Source organism: Zhongshania aliphaticivorans (genome assembly GCF_902705875.1).
GTDB lineage: Bacteria > Pseudomonadota > Gammaproteobacteria > Pseudomonadales > Spongiibacteraceae > Spongiibacter > Spongiibacter aliphaticivorans_A.
Genome location: NZ_CACSIK010000001.1, coordinates 488,076 through 512,136, shown reverse-complemented (window position 1 = coordinate 512,136; position 24,061 = coordinate 488,076). Strand labels below are relative to the sequence as shown.

The window sequence follows — 24,061 nt, the reverse complement described above, 5'->3', positions numbered from 1 at the left end:
AAAGCCAAGGGTAATCTGCCGCTATTCAGGTTGATACAGTTGCTGCCAAAACATTTTTGCGGCGGTATCGGTCATAACATTGATGGCGGTAATATCGAGATAGATACCATCAATGAGCAGGCGACTCATACCGTGCAATGTTGACCAGCTCACTTGGGCAAAACGCAGAGGGTCGAGTTCGGCATTTTGAATCTCCTGCTGCCAGTGACGAATTTGCTCAAGGTAGGTCTTAAAAGCATCGTAAGCCTCCACTTTTAGCGACTCAGTGAGCTGTTGCGACTTCCAAAGGCGGGCGCCAAACATCAACTCATAATATTCGGCATTATCAATCGAAAACTGCACATAACGCCTAACAAAGTCCCGCACGGCCTCTTCACTTATTGCTGCACTGGCAAGGCGGGGCTGCGTCCCAATGACCTCTCTCAATCGACGAAAGCCCTCTTCAGCGACACCGCACAATAAAGCCTGTTTATCTGTGAAGTGGTGATATGGCGCAGTGCGAGACACGCCGAGGTTTTGCGCCAACTTGCGCATTGAGAGGCCGCTTTCCCCCTCACTTTTTAACAGTCGAGCCGCTTCATCCAAAATCTGACGCCGCAAATCACCGTGATGATAGGGCTTGTCACTCACTAGAGCGGAGGCAGGAAGAGGTTTTGAGTCATTTTTCATTGCGCCAATCTACCAAGGTATCTTGACAGTGTCTATATTGAGAGGTAATCTCAACAAACTTGACACCGTCTAGTTTGCTATTCAAATTGATCCAACCCACGATAAACGCCGCCTTAAAAGCGCAAGTAATACCCCGGAGAGTAATACCATGAGCCAGTACCCCAATATGTTAAAGCCCTTAGATCTCGGGTTTACCGTGCTTAAAAACCGCGTTCTAATGGGTTCGATGCACACCGGCCTTGAAGAAGCAGAGAATGGCTTTGAGCGCATGGCTGCGTTTTTTGCTGAACGTGCGCGTGGCGGCGTAGCGCTTATTGTTACTGGCGGTTTCGGCCCCAATATTCGCGCGGCAACACACGAGCACACCAAAATGCTACGCACCGAAGAAGATTGCGTAGGCCACCGTATTGTTACCGACGCCGTTCACAAAGCCGATGGTAAAATCTGTATGCAAATTCTGCATACCGGACGCTACGCGTTTAACGAAAACCCCATTGCACCATCAGCAATCAGAGCCCCCATCAACGCCTTCACTCCCGAAGCCGCCAGCCTCGATCAAGTTGAAGAACAGATTCAAGACTTTGTTCGAACTGCGGTACTGGCTAAGAAAGCCGGCTACGATGGCGTAGAAATTATGGGCTCAGAAGGCTATTTCATTAATCAGTTTTTAGCCAAGCGCACCAATCATCGTGACGATGAATGGGGTGGCGATTACGAAAACCGCATGCGTTTACCCGTGGAAATTGTCCGCCGAGTACGCGAAGCTACCGGCGAAAATTTCATTATTATTTATCGCCTATCAATGCTTGACCTTGTCGAAGGTGGCAGCAGCTACGACGAGATATTAACTCTAGGAAAAGCCGTAGAAAAAGCGGGAGCAACCTTAATTAACACCGGTATTGGCTGGCACGAAGCGCGAATTCCAACCATTGCGACCAAGGTTCCGCGCGCCGCATTTACCTGGGTAACAGCTAAATTCCGCACCGAACTTAGCGTTCCTGTTATTACCTCTAACCGCATTAATACACCCGAAGTGGCTGAAGATGTATTGGCTCGTGGTGATGCTGACATGATATCAATGGCGCGGCCATTTCTTGCTGACGCCGACTTTATCGCTAAAGCCGCAGCGGGTCGCAGCGATGAAATCAATACCTGTATTGGCTGCAACCAAGCCTGCTTGGATCACATTTTCAGTGGTAAATTAACCAGCTGCTTAGTTAACCCCCGCGCCTGTCATGAAACTGAGATCACCATTTCGGCAAGTGATAACCGTAAAAATATTGCCGTGGTTGGTGCCGGCCCCGCTGGTTTAGCCTTTGCAACAACGGCAGCCGAACGTGGCCACAGCGTCACCTTATTTGACGCAGCACCCAGCATTGGCGGTCAGTTCAACATTGCCAAGCAAATCCCAGGAAAAGAAGAGTTTAACGAGACCATTCGCTACTTTGAGCGCCGCATTGCCCTCACGGGTGTTAATACCAAGCTCGGCGCAACCGTAGATCAGTCTACGTTGAATAGCGGTAACTATGACGAAGTAGTTCTGGCTACGGGTATAAAACCCCGCACCCCTCCCATCGAAGGCATTGAGCACCCTAAAGTTTTAAGCTACCTAGATGTCATCAGAGATCGCAAAGCGGTTGGTAAAAAAGTCGCTATTATTGGCGCCGGTGGTATCGGCTTCGATGTTGCCGAGTTCCTCACTCATACCAGCGACGCTAGCACCAATATCTCGACCTTTATGCGCGAATGGGGTGTAGACATGACTATGCAGGCACGCGGCGGTATTGAGGGAGTACAAGCCGATGTATCTGAGTCACCACGCGAAGTATTTTTACTACAGCGCAAAACATCTAAAGTTGGCAGCGGGCTGGGCAAAACAACCGGTTGGATTCACCGTGCTGGGCTGCAGCAAAAAGGCGTTAATATGCTGCCCGGTTGCGAATATCTGAAAATTGATGATGCCGGCTTACATATTCGACTCGGTAATGAAGAGCGTATCCTAGACGTAGACAATATCATTGTCTGCGCTGGTCAGGAGTCTCTCACAGAACTCAGCGAAGGCCTTACTAGCTCGGTGCATCTCATTGGCGGAGCACATTTAGCTACTGAACTAGATGCCAAGCGTGCAATCGATCAAGGTACTCGTTTAGCGGCAACAATATAACCTTGTCATAACGAGGAATCCTGAGGGAGTAAATAAAACCTCTCACCCACTCTTGCAGCGCTGTCATGCAGCCGCTGCAAGAGCAGTTATTTACAGTAGCCATACTCAGGATTCTGACTTAAAACCTTCACGTTGTTAATACCAAAGCCTCAACCACCCTTGCAACCATCACAATCAAACTTTCACACAACAGCACTAGTTCAATCTTCGCACATCACCTACCATTGGCATGACTTTAGCTTAGTAAATTAAAATCATGTTTTGTTCTTTTTGCGGGAACGAATGAAGCCATCACTACATCCAAATACCAGCAACCCTCATCAGCCAAACACTCATTATTCGCTAGATAAGCGCAGCCCAAAGGATATGCATGCCCGGCCCTATAAGCTCCATCGGTCAGTTTCTGTTGATTTTATTCCTGACATTTCATTTTGCGTCGTCAATTCACGCCGAAGAAGCCGTTGGCAAATCCACTCAACGCATTAAAGTAGACAATGATGCGCTAACCGAAATGAGCGGCATAGCTGCCAGCAACACTCATCAAAATATCTATTGGGCACACAATGACAGTGGCGACAGAAGCCGCCTATTTGCACTGAATGACAAAGGAGACCTCGTAACAGAACTAAGGGTAGACGGCAGCAGCGCATTTGACTGGGAAGATATAACTAGCTTTAAAGACCAAAACGGCAGTTATTTGCTCGTCGGTGATATCGGCGACAATATGGCCCTGCGACCCTTCATAGACGTATATTTACTCAAAGAACCCAATGATATTAGCAAGTCCATACTCCACACCAAGAGTGAGCGGCACTATTCGCTAATCTACGAAGATGGCCCCCACGACGCAGAAGCATTAGCTGTCGATAGCGCAGAACGATTTGTTTACATTCTTAGTAAACGAGACACACACCCTCGCCTTTATCGCTTCTCCCTTGATGCCATCGAGGGCAAACCGATTCCACTCAACTTTGTGGGCGACATTCGAAGTATCCCAAGCATTGAAAAGCACAAAGAACAGCGCCAAGGAGGCATTAGTGGACACTCTCCAACAGCAATGGCCTTTAGTCCTAAAGGTGACCTAGCGATGATAGTCACCTTGCGCCACACTTATTTATTCACCCGCAAGCCAGGCCAGAGTTGGCTAGAGGCACTAAATAGAACACCTTTTTCCCGCACACCGAATCGCATGCGCCAAGCAGAAGCGGGGGCATTTACAGCAGATGGAAAACACGTGGTCGTCGGCTCAGAAGGCCAACCAGCGATAATCGATTTCAGCAGCTCACCAGATTTAACAGCTAGTCACGAATAATGCCTGCAAACCAACATCTACAGGCATATATACGACTAGGCACCCACTGTTGGGGTAATGCATAACAGGGTTAATATCACACCAATACCCGCCGCCCAAACTAAGCTACGCAAGGTTGCCCAATTTTGAATATAACAGATGGTAAATACCACGCGAACACCAATATACGCCATCGCCAGCAGATTAACATTCGCCTGATCAGCGCCGCCAAACTGCGCAATAATCACCGCGGCTGCAAATAATGGAAAGCCTTCAAAGCCATTTTGCATTGCCGCAACCACACGGGCTCCACGACCATCTAGCTGCGCCAGCCACTCTCGAGGATGATTATTATCAAAACGACCATTTTCAGATTTACCCACTTTGGCAATTAATGCGGTCAAACCCGGCATTAAACCAGCAACAAACACGCACCAAAACGCAATACTCATAACATCTCCTCCAATTTATTTTTATTCGGCGTCAATGTAACACAAGGGAATAATGTAGAGTATTTAACAAAAATTTAGGAACTTACACATTTTCCCTATGCGTAAAATTGCACACGACAGGGAACCGCTAAATGGTTAAGGGTTACTGCGCATTATCAATCGGGGCATGTAAAACAAGACCTACTGTCATATAAATATCGTCGTAACGAACGCCACCATTGCCATAGGGCTCATCTACAGGGCCTGTATTACAAATAGCCATAAAGGAGATTAGCGGTTCTTCTCGAGCCATTCGAAAGTCACCACTGCTAAACACCTTCTGCTGCTGAGCAAATTCACCTCCACGGATATATAAATCAAAACGTTGTCCGCCCTCATCCGCCGGCGCATTATTCACCACATACCAAAGCTCATACCAAGTATCAGTTTGCATACGATCGGCGTTTTTATCCGCAGTGGGGTCCACAATCGGAGCGTATTGTTTAAACCCTTTGGACACCATGAGCGCACCGGAATTTATTGTGCCATCTGATTCGGCTTTATCAGTAATCCGAATCATAGGTTCAAAGGCATTGTAGTTAAGCTCAACAATCTCTGCTGTGGTTTTATTGCTTAAACCAAAGGAATGATTATTAGGGAAATACTCAACATTGATTCGAGTATAAAAGGTATATGTCTCACCTACCTTAACTGGCAAGGGCAAGGCGAGGGAGCTCAGCGCTTTACGATTGCCAACCACACCTTCAGCCGCTGGCTTTTTAATTAAATAATGATTTTCGCTCGAATGCTCTACACGTATTTCAGTGACCTGAGGCCTTTCAACTCTGGGCCTAGTTTGATTATCTGGGTCAGCCAAAGACCAGTTTGCAAATTTTTCAGAGGCTTCAAAATCATCAATTAAAACCCAATCACCCGCTTTCACATTAAGAACCACAAGCCAAAGTACGGAGATACTAATTACCTTAATAGCAGTTCTCATTAAACACACTCCACGCCTAACATGCTCACTATGATTCCTTCATTTTCTATTCGAAAATCCGCAACAGACCACCCGCTTAATCTACTTACCATCTGTATATAGTTACCAGTGCTACCTACCTGATGTCGGTGCGGCAAGGCCGTCTAGAATACCCTTCAAAGTGTGCTCGACCTGTTGATGCTCTGTTGACTCGACAAAGCCAATAGAAAAGGTCTGCGGACTAGTAAGGTGTTTCGCTTTAACGCTACGACCAAAACCCAGTACCGTCATATAGGGACGGCTTAGGTAATCATCTGGATATTCGTCATCCTCGTGGTGCAGTATATAAAGCATTCTTGGTGATTTAACATCACCAAAGGCATACCATTCCGGCGCAGGTAGATCACCTTTAAAGGGCTCATCAATAAGATGAGATTTATTGTCGGCAGAAGCGTACCAAAAGTCATCTTTATCCATTTCGCCGCCGGGCACGCCTTCATACTGCACCCAATATTTATACCCCGGACTAACAGCCGTCATTGTGAAATCACAGCGGTCAGCATAAAAATCCCACTGCCCTTGCCACTTGCCGTTGGCAGAAGTGAATATGATTTGAACGTGATCGGACTCCTCCACGGTAAGCTCTGACCTAGCAGGATCGGTTCCCGCATTCATGGCATGAAAGTAACTGCCATCCTGCTTATGAATGGCATTGGGAAAGCCCCGATACTCGCCTTTCCAACCGGATCCCGGCTCCTTATGAAAACCAATCCAGTCTATACCGTCCTTGTCGACCATACTCGAAAGCCCGCCACCGGTTTTTTCAAGATAGAATGTGGCATTGGCAATGCGCACTATATAGCTGGGCAAACCGCCAGAAGATTCGTCGACACCGTGGCTTAAGCGCACAGGTGCCGGTGTTGTCGTCATCGCACAGGAAGACGCAAAATACACTACAAAAAATGTAAATATTATTAATTTTATGATTTTAATCATGGTCAGAGACTCTTCTAATAATTTAATCAACACGCTGTAGCACAATCCACCACGGACTAGCCAAACGCAACTCGGCTCATACTCAGTCTTTTATATTTGTAAAATGGAATTGTTTTAAACAACTCTTCCAGCGGAATCATTGCGAATGCCCAGAAAATGGAAACATCAAAATACAAAATTAACAGCGCACAAAGCGGAAGAGACACCAACCACTGGGTAATAAAATGAATTTTCAATACCCGTGAACTCTCGCCTAAGGCCCGTAAAATATTTCCAGAAACCGTGTTGTAGGCACGCAAAACAGGCAATGCTATATACAGTGGTGCAATGGTCGCCAAAGCCCTATGGGTGTCAGCATCGACATCCGAATAGATAAAGGGTAAACATTGACTGAGCAAAAGAAACAGCCCTGCGATAATCATCGACAAGACCATCCCAATTTTCACACTATCTTTAACAAACACATTTAGATCTTGCTTAAATCGCCCGCCCATTGCTTGACTAAGACTAATTGCGGCTGCCTGTGCCCAAGCATTAGTAAATTGTGTGCCCGCCCGTAGCCATGGAAATAATAAAGTTATGGCCACAAATTCGATGAGATCAAGTTGTGCATACAATAGTTGGTATACCGTCACGCCGACTGATATAACAAAGAAGTTTGCGGCAATAGGAAAAATTTCAGCAGATTGGCGTTGTACTTCTGCTAAAAATGGTTGACCTCGTGGATAGCAAAGGTCGACACCCTTCTCTGCCCTCAATGAAAAATATAAGAATATCGCCCGCAACAAAACGGCTGCCACACTTCCCCACGCGGCCCCCTCCACACCTAAGGCTCGAAATTCCCAAAACCCGTTTATCAAAATATAACTTAACAATACATTGAACGGCAGCTCAATTAAAAAGCCCTTAAGGGGCACCGTTGAACTGCCTCGACCATTATAAAATGCGGTACAAACTTGGGTGTAAGCCGTAATCAAAATCACGTATTTACTGATCGCGATATAACGCTCTACCACTTCTGCAAGCTCTGCATCATTTGTAATGATGGCAACAAGATTGCTACCAAAAACACTAAGAACAAAGAAGAACACCAAGGCACTAGTCACATTGACAAATAAACCGACCCAATAGACTACGGCTAGCTCATCTTGTTTTTTTCTACCATGTGCTCGACCGATAAGCAGCTGTATACCATTGCCAATCGCTATTTTAATACCCAGTACAAACGCCACAACCGTAGATGCAATACCCATTGCCGCGACAGATAATTCACCAAGCGGTGCGACCAACAAAGTATCTATCATTAGCATCGACTGGACTAGCAAGGCATTGAATGCCAATGGCCACGCCACAGCCAGATTACTCCGCATACTCACCATGGAATTCACAACAACAAACTCCCTATCGACATCCCTTTCTGCAAGCTCGCCCGTAAAAATAGACGTTATATCTTCTTACAGAAAAGGCGTAGTCATCCACTAAGATGAAAAATGCTGCCAGCGGCCTCTAATCGCTAAACCATCGCAATCATCAACTAACTATTTACAGCTACTTGCGTAGCACTTTTCTTTAGCATAAAGCCAATTGCGAGAATAATGGACGCACATATTAAAAACATAAACCGCCCCCACAATGGGTTTGGAATCAAGCTCATTAACATTATCGCCGCCCCCATCGTCATCACCATTAAGCCAAGTTTGTGGCGCTGCTGACTATCGGCTTCGTCTTGCTGGTCATCGGCAATGTAAGGTGTTTTCAAGTCCTCGAAAAATCGCTCGGTTTCCACCTTATTTATGTCTGTCGCTTCGTTATAGAAAAGTGTCGTCGCACAGAAGAAGCCCGCCGTGATAAACAAATGACCACCAATCGTTAAGATGATATTCATATCGACCGTTTCGCGATCTGTTAGGGACTCAATCCCCACCATGCTCGCAAACACATCAGCGGTAAAAACATTCATCACCAACCATGACACAAAGAAGCCAACGGCCACCGTCGCCCAAGATGCCCACGCTGGCGTTTTCTTCACAAAAATGCCAAACAACAAGGGCACCAATAAGGGAACTTGCACCATGGTCGACACTGACATCATCAGTTCGAACAAACTAAGCTCTTTAAGGGACGCAAAAAACAAAGCTGCCGCGATCACTAATAAGCCGCTGAGAAAGCTAATCAACTGGCTAATCCGCAGTAGCTTTTTATCATCCTTTTTTCTATTCCGTCTTGCTAAAAATGGCTGATAAATACTCCGAATAAAAATACCAGCGTTTTTATTCAGTGCAGAGTCCATTGACGACATCGACGCAGCAAAAAGCGCCGCCATCAACAAGCCTACCGTACCCGCCGGCATTGCAAGGCGAGTAAACTCGAGGTAGACCGCATCGGCGGCCTTGCTGCCAAGTTCTGAATAGCCTGCCGCCGCATCTGGGTACAATGTGGCAGCCGCCCACGGCGGGATAAACCAAATAATAGTGCCAACGCCCATTAAGGTCATTGCAAGTAAGGACGCTTTGCGGGCATTTTCTGAATCTTTTGCAGTGAGAAAACGAAAAGAATCATGAAGATTCATAATCGTTATGATTTGCTTTGGGATAAAAAACAGGAACGTTCCAACAAGAATCATCGTGTGATTCATATTTGGCCCAACGAGAAAGCCGCCGGGAAAATTACTGACCATCTCAACGGGGCCGCCCACTTTCACCAAAGCCACGATGGCACACGCCACTGAGATAACGGCAACCACCAAGGTTTGCACAAAGTCAGAGGCAACAACCCCCCAGGCACCCGACAATACCGATACAAACACAACCGTCAGGCCTATCACTACAATAGTTACGCTAATATCCGCACCAAATACGGCACTTGAAAAAACCCCTAAGGCATTGAGCCAGACACCGGCATTAAGAAAGGAGAAAATAATTAAGGCCCAAGAAAAGAACAGTTCATTACCATGACCAAAACGTCGCCTTACCGCCTCTGTTGGTGTATCCACTCGCATTTGTCTAAAGCGATGAGCAAAAAATGCCCAACCGACAAAGTAGGCAAAAGTATTGGCAATATAGACAAGCGAAATGGCAAAGCCATCCGCAAATGCCTTACCGGCAGCACCGGTGAAGGTAACGGCTGAAAATTGCGCCATGAAAGCTGTGGCGCCAACCATCCACCACAGCATTCGCCCGCCACCGCGGAAATAATCACTTGTGGATTTTTCAGCCATTCTCGCAAAAATGGCACCCACAGAAAGAATCATGACAAAGTAGACTGCGATTACAAGATAATCGTAAAACATGAACTTACCTACCTATTGCCGATGGCTATTGCAGATGACTAACATCTGTCCAGTTATTATTATTTCTGATTAGGTCAATGAGTTGCTGATACTGACTGCCTTCCTTGAAGGACGGGTACGGCGTAAATGCCTCTCCCCGAATATCTTTTACAAATTCCCTTGCAAGAAAATGCCAGTTTCGCTCAGTGTCACCAGTAATATTTGGCAAATCCTCAGCGATCTCTTGAGGAATCGGCAGCTCCTGCCAAGTTTCATTTTTATCCCAAAAATACAAAGGCCCCATACCGTAGTGGCCTTTAATAAAAATCGCGCCTTTAGTGCCATAAAACACAATATGATTTTCATCAAATTTCGGCGTTAGTCCGCCATGCTTAAACAGGGCTGACACCGGCTTGCTCGCAAATGGACTTTCTAACTTCGCCAGTACCGTATACGACCACTCAACATTGCTCTCGCCCCACTCTAATGCAGGGTCATTGAGATCTTTGGGAATAAAATCCCTGCGCGTTTTAAAGTTATGCACGCCTTCGACAATCGGCGCCTTTCCCAAATCGTCACGAACATCGCCGGCTATCGCGAGAATTTTTTCACCAATCACTGAGGTAACAATCGAGATCATGTGAGTGAAATTATTATTTAGACGACCACCACCATCTTCTTTGCGATGGGACCAGCCAAAGGGAATGTCACGCTCTAAATTAAAATGCGATATACATTCGACCTCGACGGGCTCGCCAATGGCACCACTCGCCACCAATTGCTTGGCATGAAGGATATGCGCCATGTAACGGAAGCTGGCTGCGAAGGCTGTCTTAACGCCCTTCTGTTTAGCTAATTGATACAGTTCTGCCGAGGTCTCGCCACTAGCGGTGAGAGGCTTATCGCTGAATACATGGCAGCCAAACTCAATCGCCTGCTTTATCGGTTCGTAGTGGGCGCCGCCCGGCGTAGCAATAGAGACAATATCGGGCTTACAGGTTTGCAGTGCCGCCTGCCAATCTGTACTTGAATATGGGATTTCCATTTTGGCAGCAACTTCTGCCAGCACACTGGGGGTTCTGCCCACAATGCCAACCACCTCAGCGCCCGCACTGCGGAAGGCATCAGCGTGTCCTTGGCCGGCAAATCCCGTTCCATGAATAAGTACTTTTAACTTCGTGTCCATTAGTCCCTCCTGTTAATTTATTATTTAATCCGGTGAAGCACTGACTACCAATTCCACATTGTGCCGTCTTCTAAACGGCTAATGGGAAGGTAAGAACGCTTGTAAGGAAAGGCTTTTGCGGCCTCTTCGTCAAACTCTACACCTAAACCAGGCGCGTCACTGATATAGGCCATACCGTCAACGATTTCCGTGTTGTGTGGAAAAATTTGAGGAAGATCTTGGTCGCCAAAACCAACAAACTCTTGAACACCAAAATTCGGCGCCCAAGTATTCAAATGCATATGCGCAGCAAAACAAATAGGCGACAAATCTGGTGCACCGTGAGGCGCCAGCTTTACGTTGAACATAGCCGCAAAATCGGTAATTCTGCGCAAGGCTGTTATCCCCCCAGCATGTGTCGCCGCGACTCGAATGTAGTCAATGAGCTGGTTCTGAATCAGGTCTTTGCAATCCCATATCGTGTTATACGTTTCGCCAATAGCGAGAGGCGTCGTGGTGTGCTGCCTGATTAGCTTATAGTTATCCTGATTTTCCGCCATGGAGGCATCTTCTAAAAACATCAGATTATAAGGTTCAAGCAGCTTTCCGAGACGGGCTGATTCAATAGGTGTGAGTCGGCTGTGAACATCGTGTACCAGCTGTATTTCATTACCGAGCCGGCTCCTAGCGCGATCAAATAATTCGACAATCATATTGAAATATTTTTGCGTCGACCAAGTCTCTTCAGGCGGCAATGGTCTATTGCCCTGCATTTCAAAATAATCTTTTTTGTCCCCTAGCACGCCGTAAGTTACATCAAGACCGGGAACGGCAGATTGCAATCTGATGGCCTTGAATCCCGCCGCAGCATGTTTCTGGGCATTATCTAAGGTCTGTTCAATATCTTCGCCATTGGCATGGGCATATAAGCCAACCCCTTTACGACTTTTGCCGCCGAGCAGCTGGTAAACGGGCAGACCGGCAACCTTACCTTTGATGTCCCACAGCGCCATATCAATCGCTGCGGTCGCGGCCATATTAATAGGGCCTTTGCGCCAGTAAACACCGCGATATAAATATTGCCAAATATCTTCTATATCATGTGCATTCCGGCCTATTAAGCAGGGAATAACATGCTCTTCCAAGAGCGCCACTACAGCCTGTTCACGACCATTTACAGTGGCATCACCCACACCATAAACCCCCTCAGAGGTAGTCACTTTGACCGTGACAAAGTTTCTTCCGGGGCAACATACAAACACTTCTATATTATTAATAATCACCTAGCGAGACTCCGAATCCGCAAAACATAAATCGATTTACTAAATCGGTTTAGTTGCTTAACTTACCATAGTAAGGCAGTATGTCAACAGATTTAGGAAATCAACAATTCAACGCAGAACACACTTAATGACAAAGGTAAGATTGGTTGATGTGGCCGCCCAAGCTGGCGTGTCCAAGAGCACGGTGTCGCAATATTTAAGTGGTCGTTTCGACTATATGTCGAAGGATACAAAAGAGCGCATACAACAAGCGATTGCGGAATTGAATTACGTCCCCAACTCCATCGCGCGCAGTTTAAAAACCAATATCACCAAAACCATTGGCATCATTGCTCGTGACGTCACCGGCTTTTATACCAGCCGAACAATACGCGGCGTGGATGACTACTGCAAAAGTAGTGACTATAACGTGCTGATCTATAACACCGATTTTGATCCCGACAAAGAAGCTCAGGCTTTAAACAATCTAAGGCAGATTAATGTCGACGGAATCATTATTTCACCATCAGGCACCAACACTGATCTAATCAACAACTTTGTTAAACAAGGCTTACCAATTGTCCAGTTTCAGCTAGAACACGATGGCTCTGAAAAGAACATCATATTGTCGGATTATAAAAAAGCCGCTTTTGATGCAAGCGAATATTTAATCCAACTTGGTCATCGCCGAATTTGCTTTGTGACCCAAGATTTCGAACACGTTAAGTCAAGGCGAGATCGCTATCTTGGTTATTGCGAAGCACTCGCGAAACACGGCATCGCTTTAGACCAGGAACTTATACAATATTGGCATCGCGGAGATGGCTTTTTAAGCTCACCCCTTAGCCTACTTGAACATAAGAATCCACCAACTGCGTATTTCACTCAGCACTTAGCCATAACTTCAGACTTGCTCAAACGGTTAAATCAAACCAATTTAAAAATTGGCGAAGATATTTCACTGATTAGTTTTGAAGACATACCGATGGTCGAATTTTTCAAAACGCCAATCACCGTCATCAAAGAAGATCCTTATAAGATTGGCATGGAGGCAGCAAAATCCTTGCTTGGCCTAATTCAAGACAAAAGCACACCTCCTAAAAGACTGGTTATGCCATGCACACTGACCATTCGCGATTCATGCCACAGGGTTGCCTAACACGGCAAACAGCAATCGAATTACTTTTGATATCGCCCTGCCTTTAAAAGACACATAAAGTTTCATTTCAAAGCAGAGCTTAAAATAGCATTTAAACTCTGCACGTTATGGCGATGCCCTGCGCCGTTATAGCTCCAGACTTTTAGCTGGCCCAGTAAGCAAGCGCAAAAAAGTTACTTGTGCATAATCGCCATTAGCCTTATCTGTCGCCCAATCTCCGGTCCCTAAACATTTTGGATACCACATGCCCGGAGCGTCTTTAATGCTGCACTGATTATAGGCACCCGCTTTAAAAAAGTGGGCATCACCACTATAGCCATTGGGGTGATCAAGCTCATCAACATTACCGTAGGCGTCTACATTATCGGCCAAGTTTATTTGGTATTTCACGGTGCCGTGACGCTCAGTGGTGAAGGTTAAATCCATGATATTGCCATTAACATTCACTTCATAACTGAACGCTTCATCTAGTGCAATTCCGGCCTCACCAGGGTCTTCTGCATCATCCCAAGACTTTCCCCAAACGAGATAACTTATATCTTGTCTGGCGGGGTTGTCTTTTTCCAAGTTCCGTTCGTAATTCCAAAACACGGAACCGAATTTATGATCTGGCCATTTTTTATAGTAAATTTTCAATGGCTCATTACCCCAGCCATAACCCTCGCCTTCCGCGACAAGCGCTTGGTCTTTCGCACCATGTATCTGCCCCACAACCACTGAAAATGCAGGATTTTTTTCTGGGTATGTCGCTCGTTTCGCAACGTGATTGACCATTACTGTGGCTTGCAAATTACCGCCTATCTGGGAAAACTCATCGGCACGCTTATGGCTTTTAAGTGCAAAATTATGCGCAATGCCTTTTTCTTGATCCGCCGTACTCGCAATGACATGGTGCAGCTCACTACGGGTATTCGTTGAATTGGGTGTGGTGAACGCCTTATTTGGCGCAGCAAACACCATATTCCCGTCAGCATTAAGATAAAAGAAATCTGGATGTTGGTAAGTTTGAATTTCACTCACAGAAATTTCGTCAACCTTACCGTCATTATTACTATCCGTTGGGATCGTAATTTTCCAGCTACTTAAATCAAATTTATCTGCTGGAACTAAAGCCTTCTCGCTTGGGCGTATGCCGACCTGCTCGCCACAGCCATTGAGAAATAATGCCGCTATAAATGCTATTTTTAACCGATAGATAGTCACTATAAATTTCATACTCTCTGCCTAATTATTCATTTAAAATTATATTACTAATCATTTTCCAAGCCTGTTAATAAGTTCACGCCAAGCTATTCCAAGCCGGCACTGAACTTAATAAGCAAAATCAACAGCCATAATCATTTATGTTTTAATGCCGCGACAATACTGTTTACTATCTCACTGGGTGGCGGTGTCACATCAAAGCAACAGCTATCTTCTGGTAGCTCAAGTGCTGCCAATTGAGAACCAAGAAGCAATGGATTAAAAAAATGCCCCTGCCTAGACGCCAAACGGTCAAGCAGTATCGTCTCACTTCCTACCAGATAAACCCAGTCGATATCGGTGGAACATTTTGAACTCAAAATTACCCGATACGTTTCTTTTAACGCCGAACAGGCAAGCACAGCTCCGCTCTTACCCTCCCACAATGCAATATTGTCGGCTAGAAAATCTAACCATGGCTTGCGATCCTCATCCGTCAAGGAAATACCACGGCCCATTTTCTGTATATTCGCCGTCGAATGAAAGTCGTCTGCATCATAAAAAGGTAGCGAGAAAGCCTTGGCCAATAATCTGCCAATGGTGCTCTTACCTGTTCCAGAAACACCACAAACAACAAGTATCATGCAACTTATCCCGTAACATCTTATTCTCAATGCCTATATCAAGCTCATATTAACTGCTGCGCTCAACACCTTACAAATAATGTGAAATGAGCCTTAAGGCTCATTTCACTGCAAGACAAGTATTAAAAGTGCTACTTACTTGTTTAAAACTTAGCGCGCACACCCATGACGAATCGACGATCAGACTCTTGCACTTCCCATAGTGCACCTGTCGCGCTGCGGTTCACAGTGGGCTCACCGGTGAGATTAGAAATGTTAGCAACCACACTGAAGGTTTCATTTACATCCCAATTACCCGACAAGTCCCATTGCTGTAACTCATCACGATAATCATTCCCCACCGTTGGGTCATCAACGTCTGGATTATTATAAGCAACCAACTCACCAACTCGCTCTACCCGCTTTTCATTGTTTTCATCAAGAAAACTATCTCGGTAGGTATAGGCTAAACGGATACCAACACCACCGTATTCCCAATACATTTGCAGATTATAAGAATTTTCAGAAATATCGGCCAAAGGTACACCATCCGGATCCTCACTTTGCGATAAGGTATAGTTGGCATTGATACCCAAGCCAGACCAGTACCCCGGTAGAAAATCAAAGCTTTGTTGATACCCCACCTCAAACCCTTGAATTGTTCCTGATGAGCCATTTGTTGTCGTAGAGGTTAATATCCCCCGGCGACCCGCAGCATCATAGGCGTCAAACTCTGCCTGATCAGAAGTAAAAATATACGTCGAAGAGTCACCTGTAGCATCAGGCCTTATACAAATATTCCCTGGTATCGTGGTATTTTGTATTGCTAACGCTGTGGGCTCGTAGGCACAGTAGGTTTCAGTTTTTAAGAATGATGCGACTGACTTATAAAACAAGGTTCCCGACACCATATTGCCATTGCCAAAATAGTGTTCAAAGGCAATATCAAATTGTGTCGCTCGGTATGGATCAAGATCGGGATTACCTCGCGTAGCAAGAATATAATCACCATTAAAATTAAACGTTGGACTTAGCTGTTCAAAGTCGGGGCGCGCCATCACTTTTGCAGCGGCAAAACGCATCAACGTATCATCAGTAAGATCGATGGTTGCATTAAAGCTAGGCAAGAAATCTTGGTATTTATTAGAATCACTAACAAGTGCGTCGCCAGCCTGATTATAAGCGGAAGACGTAATCTTTGTTTCAACAAGACGTCCGCCCAAAACAAACCTGACGTGGTCAAAATCCATATTTGCCTGGATATAAAACGCAGTCGACGACTCAGTAATATTTGCATAGGCACTATTTAGCGCCTCCAAATTATCTGCCAAGGATCCGGTCGTAGCGTGACTGGTTCCCTCTAATAGCTGCTGCACAAAAGCAAACGACGCACCTGCGTTCTGTAGTAATTTACCATCATAAACAGAAAAATTAGTTAAATGGCTTGGCCCAACCATGCCCGAATGCTCAAACGCGTCGCCGGATACGCCAGGACGTATGATTGTTCCTGGGTACATTGCTGCGATATCGTCTTGCCAGAAAACAATAGGGTCTCCATTCGCGTCAGTCACTTCACTATGTAGGTTTGCCTGTCGAAGTTGAAATGCAGTTTTACTATATTCATTGTCGGCAGTGCGAAAACCAGCCTTAAGTGATGAAAGCCACAGCAGCCCGCCTGGGTTGAAATATTCAACGTCTACTCGGAAAGCTTCTTCCTCATTATCAATATATTCCCGCTCATGCCTAAACTCCCTAAGCGCAAGATTTTCTGTCATTAGGTAAGGGTTCCCATCATCATAAATGATGCTGGCGGCTTGATTATCCCCCATGATCACCGTACCGCTAGGCCGATATTCATTTGACGCAGACGGGTTCAAGGCCTCCGCCTCAGGGTCTAAGGCGCGCCAATTGAACTCTGAGCTTGGCAGGTAAGTACTAGATTCTGCTGTTGAGTATTCAGCAGACACATTAATCTGGTCAGTCACATTCCAATCACCGCCGAAAGCAATGGACGATGATTCGGTTTCACGAAACTCACTCCACGTTTTTGGAATAATAAGCGCATTCTCAATGCGATAATTATTTAATGAGCCGTTTGCATCTTCATAAGTATCAGCTGTCGCCACCGGCGTTTCTGCGGCGTGCAAGATGGAATACGCCTCTTGCCCACCAGTGCGCTCAGTCGCATTTAAATCAAGATAAACACTGCCAGCTTCTGATGCAGGTGCCCATTGCATAGATATGTTATAGGCGGTGCGTTCACGCTCTTCTATAAATGGTTCAAATTTGTGTTCCGATGGCACAACATAATCACCGCTGGCGGTATTTTGCGCATCGGGAAGACCAAGCTCTGCACCGTCATAAACAAACTGGCTTACTTGAAAGGTATCTTGTCGCAAAGTACGATCTTGATACGAAAGCATCCCCATTAAACCGAAGCTACCGGCGTCGCCTAAATCCCAGTTGTCGCCACCCGCAATACTTAACACGGGCGCCCACTCTTCCGCTTTGTCTGCATATTCCGCATCCATGGAAATTGCAATTAAGCGGTCTGGAAGGTCTAGCGGCTTAGCCGTTTTTAAGCTTATGGTTCCACCTAATGCGCCCTCAACCATATCGGGTGTTGGTGACTTAATGACCTCTACCGCAGAAAGAAAACTAGCGGGAAAATCTTGGAAATTCACACCATTACGACCATCACCCATGGTGGATCGACCGTTTAATTCTACTCGGTTCTGAGAAAGTCCACGTATCGACACTTCAGAACCAACACCAAAATCACGGTTAATTGACACACCTGTGACACGCTGAAGCGCCTCGGCAATATTATTATCGGGTAATTTACCGATATCTTCGGCAACAATCGAATCGGCAATACGATCCGAGCTTTGCTTCATATCTGCCGCTGCGGCCATACTACTTCTTATTCCCGTAACAACCACTTCCTCAAGGGCGGTATCTTGCGCGAAAGATGAAACGGGAAGAGCCGCGGCAATGGCGCTAGCTAAAAATTTAAGCCGATAACTCGGGCTGCGTTTGATAAATCCACACTGATTATTTCGTTTTTTGCTCATATTATTATGTCCATTTCTATATCTGTTAAGAGAGAGCAGCATTCCTACTTCTAAAAACAAGCGAAAACATAAATCGATTTACTAAATCGGTTTAGTTTTTAAAATTACCACATAATTGCCAGAAGTCAAGGAATTCCAATAAACCCTAGATATATCCACAAAATAAAAGTATGAGGAGGGGACGCCGAACTAATCCGTATCCTTGCGCATACCAATTACAGGATAAGCTGAAGAGATTAATGATCGGCGGAAAATATTTTGTGGGAAATTATTTATTTCAGGATGTAACAATTATAAATTTCAAAATAGAGGTATTTACCTGATACCCTTAAAGACAAGCATGTTCATCATATTTTAATTTAGTGGTAACTTTTTATATTAATGGGAAGTAAAAAAGACCAAGCAAATGACTTACCACTCCATACTTAGCTATCAATATTAACCAAAAATAACAACATAACTATCTGTTATTTATACAAATAGAAAATATTTCACCCCAGAAATAAGTCAGATTAAAAGCTGTTATACATTAAAAATTATTGACCAATATTTTTTATTAATCACAGTTATTAGGCTTAATGATAGCTCTACACCAATTCAAAAATCTATTTTCTGACAATACCATTTTATCGACACCATCAAAAAATATTTCCAATTCTTCTGGGTTTTTAAAATAATCTGCACGTGTTTTCATCGGCTTATCTGAATCAAGTTTTTTGACAACAACCGCAGGGTTTCCAGCCACAACGACATTAGCTGGGACATCCTTAGTCACCACCGCGCAAGCCGCAACAATGCTGTTTTCACCAATTGTGACACCCTTTAAGACAGTGCTGTGATCACCCAGCCAAACATTGTCAGCAATATGTACTGGCGTAACAGCTTCGCTTCGGCGGCTACGATCATATACCTCATGCCAATCACTATCGGTAATATAAACGCCGTTAGCCATCATAACGCTGTCACCAATAACAATTTCATTCGCCGCCGAAATACGTGTACCGGGGCTTATCAAGACATAATCACCAATTTTGATACGACCGCTTTCTTCATCCAGCCCCCAAACACCAATTTTCACTCGGCTCTCAGGCTCGCCAATGACCGTTGCGCAACGCCCAATTTCAATATTGGGACCAGATATAGAGATATACCATGGCTTCATAAAAGTGGGATAATCACCAAGGTAATCACATGCTGGCTTTAAAAAATGCTGGGTGTACCAAGCCCGAAAACGTAAATAATTTTTTTTCACCCAGTAGGGTCTTCTGTCTTTTCGCATTAGCTACCCTTTTTTTAACGATATAGTGTCGCAAGCCAAGACATTTAGCGCAATCGATACCCTATAGCAAACTATGAAAAAGCGCAGTGACAACTCGCCCCCTAGGGAAGTAAGTAGCAATCAACAAGGCCTTCACCCCAATTTAAACAAAATTGTGGTCAAGCACCTACACCATCCTTTTTTAAAACCCTATGCACAACACAATATTGACGCGTTCAACATCGCGGAAAAATGGATAGCTAATCGACCTCAAGCTCTTATATTGGATTCTTTTTGTGGCACTGGTGAAAGTACGCGCCAACTTGCGCGCCTATTCCCACAGTCACTGGTGATTGGCGTAGATAAATCTGCAGCAAGACTTAATCGTCACCAATTAGATAATGAAAAAACCATTAACAACTATTTATTGGTTCGCGCTGATATTGATGACTTCTGGAGGCTCGCTGTTGAGCGACGGTGGATCTTGCAACACCATTTTTTGCTGTACCCAAACCCCTGGCCCAAAAGCGCACAGCTACAGTATCGGGTACACGGCTCTGCCGTTTTCCCTGCACTTTTGACGCTTGGCGGCGAAGTAACACTACGCAGCAACTGGAAACTATATGTTGACGAGTTTGCCAAGGCCTTAACCCTTTCAGGTAATACAGCCGAAACAACCCTCTTTCATCCTGTTAGCGCCATCACTCCTTTTGAACGTAAATACCATCTTGCTGGCCAACCATTATGGGAATGCAACTGCAAACTGAATACCAGCCAGTAAGACACGATTACTCCCCCCTGTTATCAAGCCCTTGCTCAGCGTTATACTATGACCACCCTTATCAAAACAGTATGAATAATGAGCAATCCCGCAACACATCGCGATATTAGCCAAGACCCCGTTTGGCACACCATCCGCAAAGAAACTGCTTGTGAAGTTGAGCGCGAACCCGTGCTAGCCAGCTTTCTCCATTCTACTATTCTTAATCACGATAGCTTAGAAACTGCATTAAGCTTCCACCTAGCCCATATTCTAAATAGCCCCGCTGCCTCCGCCTTGCTAGTCAGAGAGGTTATTGAAAAAGCACTAGTTGCTGATCCCGAAATTGGCCAGGCTATGCGAGCAGATATTTGCGCTGTTTTTGAGCGAGATTCAGCGTGTTCAAGATTATCGGTGCCATTTTTATATTTCAAAGGCTTTCATGCCCTGCAGTCATACCGGATTGCACACTGGTTATGGCAACAGGGAAGGACCTCGCTGGCACTGTTTTTTCAAAACCGTATATCGTGTGAATTCGGTGTCGACATTCACCCTGCGGCAAAAGTGGGTCGTGGTATTTTAATGGACCATGCCACTGGAATTGTTATCGGTGAAACCGCCGTTGTTGGCAATAATGTATCGATTATGCAATCTGTCACCCTTGGCGGTACTGGCAAGGAGGAAGGCGATCGCCACCCCAAAGTCGCCGATGGCGTACTGCTAAGTGCTGGCGCTAAAGTGCTAGGCAATATCCATATAGGAGAAGGTGCACAAGTCATGGCGGGCAGTGTGGTTTTACGAGACGTCCCCCCGCATACAGTCGTTTCCGGCGTGCCCGCCAAGGTCATTGGAAAACCCGACTGTGCAGCACCCGCGCTGTCAATGAACCACCGCGCGTGTTGCGACGAAGAAGCCTCCCAATAACCTTTCGTTCTTATTAATTCACTGCCACTATATCAACAGCTTTAAAGCTGACAGGAAGGCCTAATCCCGTTAGCTTTAGCTTTCTCGTAAATCGGCCGCGCTGTTGCCAACTGCTTTTGTAAATCGCTTATACGCGATGAGTGAGAAGGATGAGTCGACATAAATTCTGGGGGTTGATCACCACTTAATGTGCTCATATTTTGCCACAGCGTAACGCTCGCCTCTGGGTTAAACCCTGATTTAGCCATGAGATCCAAGCCTACTAAATCTGCCTCAGACTCTTGTGCCCGCCCATAAGGCAACACCACACCATACTGGGTACCCAAACCCAGCAAACCCATCACCGTTTCCTTACCTGCCCCCTCTCCGAGCAACACGCCGATTAGTTGGGTTCCTGTGCTAGCCACACTTTGCACCGACATACGCTCAGCACTGTGATGCGCCAGCACATGCCCAACCTCATGGCCTATCACCGTAGCTAGCTGGTCAGTATTTTTAGCTACTTGAAAAATACCTGTATGCACTCCAATTTTCTTACCTGGCAGTGCAAATGCATTGGCTGAGTCCTCTTCGAACACCACCACTTCCCAGCTTCCCCGCCACTCAGATGATAATGAGCCCGTAATCGCATCAGCGATACAGCTCACATAACGGTTTGTGGGGCCATCTTTATTGATTGTCATTTTCTGCTTCATTTCATCAAATGCCGTGCCGCCCATTTGCGACATTTCACCGTCCGAAAACAACAACATTTGACGACGCCCGGTGGGCGACTCTGCACACGATGCTAAAAAACTCACTAAAACCATCGCCGATACGAGCTTTAAGATTGTCATAAACTCCCCATATTAATCGGTCACTTTGCAGCTATTATGGCATAGCCATGGCTATGATAAACCGTGTAGCCTGCTATATTGAAAATATGGAGCGTAGATAAGAATGAATGAACCCTGTCCTTGGTGTCTCGCCTCACCAAACTATGTCAAATATCACGACGAGGAATGGGGTATTCCTTCAGACGATGAACAAATCCTTTTTGAGTTTTTAGTACTTGAATCAGCCCAAGCTGGACTGAGCTGGCTGACTATTTTGAATAAACGAGAAGGCTACCGAAAAGCCTTTGCCAATTTTGATCCACATAAAATCATCAAATTTGATGATGCCTCAATTGCGTCGCTTATTAACACCCCTGAAATCATTCGCAACCGCCTCAAAATAAAAAGCACAATCACCAATGCAAAGCATTTTTTAGAAATTCAAAAAGAATATGGGAGCTTTGCCCGCTATATGTGGTCTTACTTCGATAACAAACCTATCCAAAACAACTGGAAAACCTTAGCTGATGTCCCCGCTACAAGTTACCAATCAGACTTGATTAGCAAAGATATGAAGAAAATTGGATTTAAATTTTTTGGCAGCACCATTTGTTACGCTTACCTACAAGCCCTAGGTTTTGTGAACGATCATTTAATAAGCTGCCCACGCCATAAAACATGTGCGGAACTTGGAAAAAATTTCCTACCGCACTGGTTATAACGAAAACAAGGTGATCACGATGAGACTATATCTTTTATTCACGCTACCAATACTGATGTTTTTAGGTGGCTGTAGCACAACAAGCGCTGTCGTCACTGACTACAACCCCCGAGCTAACTTTAGTAGCTATGAGCGCTATGCTATATCCGATACTAGCGGTGCAGCTCAGGCCATTTCCCCCTTCATCGTCGAAAATGTAAAAGATTCATTACAAAGACAACTAAAAGCGGGGCTTTATACCCCAGCAGACAAAACTGAAAATACTGATTTTCTAGTTCGCTACTATATCGCAGAAGCAGCAGAAACCGTTGACCGGAGCCCGCGCCTCAATCTTGGGTTTGGTAGTTTTGGCGGCAACTTTGGTATAGGCACCTCGGTTGGTGTCCCACTTGGTAAAGATAAGATAAACCGTAATATCCAGATTATTATCGACCTTTTAGAGCCCGCCGACAAAAAACTCAGTTGGCGTGGCTCGCTGGTTATCGAACTCAATGACAAAGACCCCAAAGTCAATGCCAACACCATTGAGCGAGCCGTAACCGAAATATGGCAGCAATTTCCACCTCAATAGCTGATGAGAGACTAGTTAAAGCAATAAGGAAATAGCTTGGCAATAGTCTCTCGATCCATCTCACGCAACAAGGCAATATTGCGCTCAGGTATGGCTTCAGGGTTAGGGTAAGCAGCTATTGCTTGCTCTAGGCTATCTTCTCGTAACAGATGGAATATCGGATAAGGTGCCCGATTGGTGAAGTTTTCAAAATCGGTCTTTGCCGTTCCACCAAACTGATAATCGGGGTGGAAGCTCGCTATTTGAATCTCACCATCCCATCCACCCTCTTGCAAAACTGCATCTGTCACTTCCAAGAAATCGTTATAATCATAAAAATCCTGCAACATATTCGGAACGACAACAAGACTAGTCTCCAGCGTGTTCAGCGGAGTTTCTTCTAAGCGGCACAGAGCCATATGTAGGTCACCCACCAAATCTTCTGGCGTAGTAGCACAACTCACTTCAATAGCCACCCTATCTTCTTGCAAGGGCTTAGCGGCAAAAGGACACAAACCTAGACCTATTACTGCATTGTTCAGCCAAAGCTGAATATCTTGCCTTATTTTCTCAATATCTGTTGTCATTACTTCCCTCGCACAATCTGAACTTAGGGGGCACTTTACGCCACCATTATAGGTTTACGTTATTACACCAGCATCACTTAGGAATAAATACAATAATACTGCGCCACTCCCAACAAGGCAGATATCACACACCCTGCTACACTAAAAGAGTTATTAGGCCACGGTGGCCCCCTTGCCGCCAAA

21 protein-coding genes are annotated in these 24,061 nt (G+C 45.4%); 7 read left to right on the top strand and 14 right to left on the bottom strand.

What is annotated here, in order from left to right:
* Positions 1-21: 21 nt before the first annotated feature.
* Positions 22-669 (bottom strand): TetR/AcrR family transcriptional regulator, encoded by a 648-nt coding sequence (locus AELLOGFF_RS02385; protein WP_159267166.1) that lies wholly within the window; start codon positions 667-669, stop codon positions 22-24.
* A 148-nt stretch (positions 670-817) separates the two neighbouring features.
* Between AELLOGFF_RS02385 and AELLOGFF_RS02380 the strand changes: the two genes are divergently transcribed.
* Positions 818-2,833, top strand: a complete 2,016-nt coding sequence (locus tag AELLOGFF_RS02380) for an NADPH-dependent 2,4-dienoyl-CoA reductase (RefSeq protein WP_159267165.1) — start codon at positions 818-820, stop codon at positions 2,831-2,833.
* A gap of 370 nt (positions 2,834-3,203) precedes the next feature.
* On the top strand, positions 3,204-4,145 hold the full coding sequence (locus AELLOGFF_RS02375) for a hypothetical protein (RefSeq protein ID WP_159267164.1): 942 nt from the start codon (positions 3,204-3,206) through the stop codon (positions 4,143-4,145).
* A 35-nt stretch (positions 4,146-4,180) separates the two neighbouring features.
* Here the strand turns inward: AELLOGFF_RS02375 and AELLOGFF_RS02370 are convergent, their stop codons facing one another.
* The 7 genes from AELLOGFF_RS02370 to manD all read right to left on the bottom strand — a co-directional run bounded on the left by AELLOGFF_RS02370 (position 4,181) and on the right by manD (position 12,246).
* On the bottom strand, positions 4,181-4,576 hold the full coding sequence (locus AELLOGFF_RS02370) for an MAPEG family protein (protein WP_159267163.1): 396 nt from the start codon (positions 4,574-4,576) through the stop codon (positions 4,181-4,183).
* Positions 4,577-4,718: 142 nt separating this feature from the next.
* On the bottom strand, positions 4,719-5,555 hold the full coding sequence (locus tag AELLOGFF_RS02365) for a hypothetical protein (RefSeq protein WP_159267162.1): 837 nt from the start codon (positions 5,553-5,555) through the stop codon (positions 4,719-4,721).
* 111 nt (positions 5,556-5,666) lie between these two features.
* Positions 5,667-6,530 carry a hypothetical protein gene (locus AELLOGFF_RS02360; protein ID WP_200842586.1) on the bottom strand — a complete coding sequence of 288 codons (864 nt, stop codon included), beginning with the start codon at positions 6,528-6,530 and terminating at the stop codon, positions 5,667-5,669.
* A 56-nt stretch (positions 6,531-6,586) separates the two neighbouring features.
* Entirely contained in the window at positions 6,587-7,909 is a 1,323-nt protein-coding gene (locus tag AELLOGFF_RS02355) for an MATE family efflux transporter (RefSeq protein ID WP_159269247.1), read from the bottom strand.
* Positions 7,910-8,064: 155 nt separating this feature from the next.
* Positions 8,065-9,819, bottom strand: a complete 1,755-nt coding sequence (locus AELLOGFF_RS02350; protein WP_159267161.1) for a sodium:solute symporter family transporter — start codon at positions 9,817-9,819, stop codon at positions 8,065-8,067.
* Between the two features lie 25 nt (positions 9,820-9,844).
* Positions 9,845-10,984, bottom strand: a complete 1,140-nt coding sequence (locus AELLOGFF_RS02345) for a Gfo/Idh/MocA family protein (RefSeq protein WP_159267160.1) — start codon at positions 10,982-10,984, stop codon at positions 9,845-9,847.
* 44 nt (positions 10,985-11,028) lie between these two features.
* Positions 11,029-12,246 (bottom strand): D-mannonate dehydratase ManD, encoded by a 1,218-nt coding sequence (gene manD / locus AELLOGFF_RS02340; RefSeq protein WP_159267159.1) that lies wholly within the window; start codon positions 12,244-12,246, stop codon positions 11,029-11,031.
* Between the two features lie 127 nt (positions 12,247-12,373).
* On the opposite strand from manD, the gene AELLOGFF_RS02335 reads away from it, so the two are divergent.
* Complete coding sequence (locus AELLOGFF_RS02335) at positions 12,374-13,384, top strand: LacI family DNA-binding transcriptional regulator (RefSeq protein WP_159267158.1); 1,011 nt, start codon at positions 12,374-12,376, stop codon at positions 13,382-13,384.
* A 126-nt stretch (positions 13,385-13,510) separates the two neighbouring features.
* Here AELLOGFF_RS02335 and AELLOGFF_RS02330 read toward each other — a convergent pair whose 3' ends face one another.
* From AELLOGFF_RS02330 to AELLOGFF_RS02315, 4 genes are all read right to left on the bottom strand, one after another.
* Positions 13,511-14,599 carry a polysaccharide lyase family 7 protein gene (locus AELLOGFF_RS02330; RefSeq protein ID WP_159267157.1) on the bottom strand — a complete coding sequence of 363 codons (1,089 nt, stop codon included), beginning with the start codon at positions 14,597-14,599 and terminating at the stop codon, positions 13,511-13,513.
* Positions 14,600-14,721: 122 nt separating this feature from the next.
* The gene (locus AELLOGFF_RS02325; RefSeq protein ID WP_159267156.1) at positions 14,722-15,210 is read right to left on the bottom strand and encodes a gluconokinase; all 489 of its coding nucleotides are present in this window, start codon (positions 15,208-15,210) and stop codon (positions 14,722-14,724) included.
* Between the two features lie 143 nt (positions 15,211-15,353).
* Entirely contained in the window at positions 15,354-18,263 is a 2,910-nt protein-coding gene (locus AELLOGFF_RS02320) for a TonB-dependent receptor (RefSeq protein ID WP_159267155.1), read from the bottom strand.
* A 556-nt stretch (positions 18,264-18,819) separates the two neighbouring features.
* Positions 18,820-19,542, bottom strand: a complete 723-nt coding sequence (locus AELLOGFF_RS02315) for an acyltransferase (protein WP_159267154.1) — start codon at positions 19,540-19,542, stop codon at positions 18,820-18,822.
* Between the two features lie 73 nt (positions 19,543-19,615).
* Between AELLOGFF_RS02315 and trmB the strand changes: the two genes are divergently transcribed.
* Together trmB and cysE are read left to right on the top strand one after the other, a co-directional pair.
* Positions 19,616-20,302, top strand: a complete 687-nt coding sequence (gene trmB / locus AELLOGFF_RS02310; protein ID WP_159267153.1) for a tRNA (guanine(46)-N(7))-methyltransferase TrmB — start codon at positions 19,616-19,618, stop codon at positions 20,300-20,302.
* 78 nt (positions 20,303-20,380) lie between these two features.
* Entirely contained in the window at positions 20,381-21,205 is an 825-nt protein-coding gene (gene cysE, locus AELLOGFF_RS02305) for a serine O-acetyltransferase (RefSeq protein ID WP_159267152.1), read from the top strand.
* A 41-nt stretch (positions 21,206-21,246) separates the two neighbouring features.
* On the opposite strand, the gene AELLOGFF_RS02300 is transcribed toward cysE, so the two are convergent.
* The gene (locus AELLOGFF_RS02300; RefSeq protein WP_159267151.1) at positions 21,247-22,041 is read right to left on the bottom strand and encodes a M48 family metallopeptidase; all 795 of its coding nucleotides are present in this window, start codon (positions 22,039-22,041) and stop codon (positions 21,247-21,249) included.
* A gap of 103 nt (positions 22,042-22,144) precedes the next feature.
* Between AELLOGFF_RS02300 and AELLOGFF_RS02295 the strand changes: the two genes are divergently transcribed.
* Positions 22,145-22,741, top strand: coding sequence for a DNA-3-methyladenine glycosylase I (locus tag AELLOGFF_RS02295; protein ID WP_159267150.1), 597 nt, complete (start codon positions 22,145-22,147; stop codon positions 22,739-22,741).
* Positions 22,742-22,760: 19 nt separating this feature from the next.
* Positions 22,761-23,312 (top strand): DUF4136 domain-containing protein, encoded by a 552-nt coding sequence (locus AELLOGFF_RS02290; protein WP_159267149.1) that lies wholly within the window; start codon positions 22,761-22,763, stop codon positions 23,310-23,312.
* 11 nt (positions 23,313-23,323) lie between these two features.
* Here AELLOGFF_RS02290 and AELLOGFF_RS02285 read toward each other — a convergent pair whose 3' ends face one another.
* Positions 23,324-23,878 carry a DUF1415 domain-containing protein gene (locus tag AELLOGFF_RS02285; RefSeq protein WP_159267148.1) on the bottom strand — a complete coding sequence of 185 codons (555 nt, stop codon included), beginning with the start codon at positions 23,876-23,878 and terminating at the stop codon, positions 23,324-23,326.
* Positions 23,879-24,061: the final 183 nt, after the last annotated feature.

Excerpts from the sequence above, each read along its gene's own strand:
- AELLOGFF_RS02325 (WP_159267156.1), bottom strand. The coding sequence starts at position 15,210 with ATGATACTTGTTGTTTGTGGTGTTTCTGGAACAGGTAAGAGCACCATT.
- AELLOGFF_RS02295 (WP_159267150.1), top strand. The coding sequence starts at position 22,145 with ATGAATGAACCCTGTCCTTGGTGTCTCGCCTCACCAAACTATGTCAAA.
- AELLOGFF_RS02385 (WP_159267166.1), bottom strand. The coding sequence starts at position 669 with ATGAAAAATGACTCAAAACCTCTTCCTGCCTCCGCTCTAGTGAGTGAC.
- AELLOGFF_RS02320 (WP_159267155.1), bottom strand. The coding sequence starts at position 18,263 with ATGAGCAAAAAACGAAATAATCAGTGTGGATTTATCAAACGCAGCCCG.
- AELLOGFF_RS02315 (WP_159267154.1), bottom strand. The coding sequence starts at position 19,542 with ATGCGAAAAGACAGAAGACCCTACTGGGTGAAAAAAAATTATTTACGT.
- AELLOGFF_RS02350 (WP_159267161.1), bottom strand. The coding sequence starts at position 9,819 with ATGTTTTACGATTATCTTGTAATCGCAGTCTACTTTGTCATGATTCTT.
- cysE (WP_159267152.1), top strand. The coding sequence starts at position 20,381 with ATGAGCAATCCCGCAACACATCGCGATATTAGCCAAGACCCCGTTTGG.
- AELLOGFF_RS02330 (WP_159267157.1), bottom strand. The coding sequence starts at position 14,599 with ATGAAATTTATAGTGACTATCTATCGGTTAAAAATAGCATTTATAGCG.
- AELLOGFF_RS02300 (WP_159267151.1), bottom strand. The coding sequence starts at position 22,041 with ATGACAATCTTAAAGCTCGTATCGGCGATGGTTTTAGTGAGTTTTTTA.
- AELLOGFF_RS02355 (WP_159269247.1), bottom strand. The coding sequence starts at position 7,909 with ATGGTGAGTATGCGGAGTAATCTGGCTGTGGCGTGGCCATTGGCATTC.
- AELLOGFF_RS02375 (WP_159267164.1), top strand. The coding sequence starts at position 3,204 with ATGCCCGGCCCTATAAGCTCCATCGGTCAGTTTCTGTTGATTTTATTC.
- AELLOGFF_RS02370 (WP_159267163.1), bottom strand. The coding sequence starts at position 4,576 with ATGAGTATTGCGTTTTGGTGCGTGTTTGTTGCTGGTTTAATGCCGGGT.
- AELLOGFF_RS02345 (WP_159267160.1), bottom strand. The coding sequence starts at position 10,984 with ATGGACACGAAGTTAAAAGTACTTATTCATGGAACGGGATTTGCCGGC.
- AELLOGFF_RS02290 (WP_159267149.1), top strand. The coding sequence starts at position 22,761 with ATGAGACTATATCTTTTATTCACGCTACCAATACTGATGTTTTTAGGT.
- AELLOGFF_RS02285 (WP_159267148.1), bottom strand. The coding sequence starts at position 23,878 with ATGACAACAGATATTGAGAAAATAAGGCAAGATATTCAGCTTTGGCTG.
- trmB (WP_159267153.1), top strand. The coding sequence starts at position 19,616 with ATGAAAAAGCGCAGTGACAACTCGCCCCCTAGGGAAGTAAGTAGCAAT.
- AELLOGFF_RS02365 (WP_159267162.1), bottom strand. The coding sequence starts at position 5,555 with ATGAGAACTGCTATTAAGGTAATTAGTATCTCCGTACTTTGGCTTGTG.
- AELLOGFF_RS02335 (WP_159267158.1), top strand. The coding sequence starts at position 12,374 with ATGACAAAGGTAAGATTGGTTGATGTGGCCGCCCAAGCTGGCGTGTCC.
- AELLOGFF_RS02380 (WP_159267165.1), top strand. The coding sequence starts at position 818 with ATGAGCCAGTACCCCAATATGTTAAAGCCCTTAGATCTCGGGTTTACC.
- AELLOGFF_RS02360 (WP_200842586.1), bottom strand. The coding sequence starts at position 6,530 with ATGATTAAAATCATAAAATTAATAATATTTACATTTTTTGTAGTGTAT.